Source organism: Staphylococcus sp. HMSC062A01 (assembly GCF_001836805.1).
Lineage (GTDB): Bacteria > Bacillota > Bacilli > Staphylococcales > Staphylococcaceae > Staphylococcus > Staphylococcus haemolyticus.
Window position 1 is genome coordinate 1 of record NZ_KV830633.1, and the last position, 1,663, is coordinate 1,663.

At 49.7% G+C, this 1,663-nt stretch carries 1 rRNA gene; it reads right to left on the reverse strand.

The window, feature by feature from the left end:
* Positions 1-76: 76 nt before the first annotated feature.
* Positions 77-1,627 (reverse strand): 16S ribosomal RNA (locus tag HMPREF2715_RS08435).
* Between the last annotated feature and the right edge of the window lie 36 nt (positions 1,628-1,663).

Here is a 1,663-nt window from a genome sequence, read left to right on the forward strand (position 1 = left end):
GAATAAACATTCAAAACTGAATACAATATGTCACGTTATTCCTCATCTCTACGAGATGTTCCGAATATATCCTTAGAAAGGAGGTGATCCAGCCGCACCTTCCGATACGGCTACCTTGTTACGACTTCACCCCAATCATTTGTCCCACCTTCGACGGCTAGCTCCAAATGGTTACTCCACCGGCTTCGGGTGTTACAAACTCTCGTGGTGTGACGGGCGGTGTGTACAAGACCCGGGAACGTATTCACCGTAGCATGCTGATCTACGATTACTAGCGATTCCAGCTTCATGTAGTCGAGTTGCAGACTACAATCCGAACTGAGAACAACTTTATGGGATTTGCTTGACCTCGCGGTTTCGCTACCCTTTGTATTGTCCATTGTAGCACGTGTGTAGCCCAAATCATAAGGGGCATGATGATTTGACGTCATCCCCACCTTCCTCCGGTTTGTCACCGGCAGTCAACTTAGAGTGCCCAACTTAATGATGGCAACTAAGCTTAAGGGTTGCGCTCGTTGCGGGACTTAACCCAACATCTCACGACACGAGCTGACGACAACCATGCACCACCTGTCACTTTGTCCCCCGAAGGGGAAAGCTCTATCTCTAGAGTTGTCAAAGGATGTCAAGATTTGGTAAGGTTCATCGCGTTGCTTCGAATTAAACCACATGCTCCACCGCTTGTGCGGGTCCCCGTCAATTCCTTTGAGTTTCAACCTTGCGGTCGTACTCCCCAGGCGGAGTGCTTAATGCGTTAGCTGCAGCACTAAGGGGCGGAAACCCCCTAACACTTAGCACTCATCGTTTACGGCGTGGACTACCAGGGTATCTAATCCTGTTTGATCCCCACGCTTTCGCACATCAGCGTCAGTTACAGACCAGAAAGTCGCCTTCGCCACTGGTGTTCCTCCATATCTCTGCGCATTTCACCGCTACACATGGAATTCCACTTTCCTCTTCTGCACTCAAGTTTTCCAGTTTCCAATGACCCTCCACGGTTGAGCCGTGGGCTTTCACATCAGACTTAAAAAACCGCCTACGCGCGCTTTACGCCCAATAATTCCGGATAACGCTTGCCACCTACGTATTACCGCGGCTGCTGGCACGTAGTTAGCCGTGGCTTTCTGATTAGGTACCGTCAAGACGTGCACAGTTACTTACACGTATGTTCTTCCCTAATAACAGAGTTTTACGATCCGAAGACCTTCATCACTCACGCGGCGTTGCTCCGTCAGGCTTTCGCCCATTGCGGAAGATTCCCTACTGCTGCCTCCCGTAGGAGTCTGGACCGTGTCTCAGTTCCAGTGTGGCCGATCACCCTCTCAGGTCGGCTACGTATCGTCGCCTTGGTAAGCCGTTACCTTACCAACTAGCTAATACGGCGCGGGTCCATCTATAAGTGATAGCAAAACCATCTTTCACTATCGAACCATGCGGTTCGAAATATTATCCGGTATTAGCTCCGGTTTCCCGAAGTTATCCCAGTCTTATAGGTAGGTTACCCACGTGTTACTCACCCGTCCGCCGCTAACGTCAAAGGAGCAAGCTCCTTATCTGTTCGCTCGACTTGCATGTATTAGGCACGCCGCCAGCGTTCATCCTGAGCCAGGATCAAACTCTCCATAAAAATTTATGATGTTTGATTAGCTCATAATACTAAATA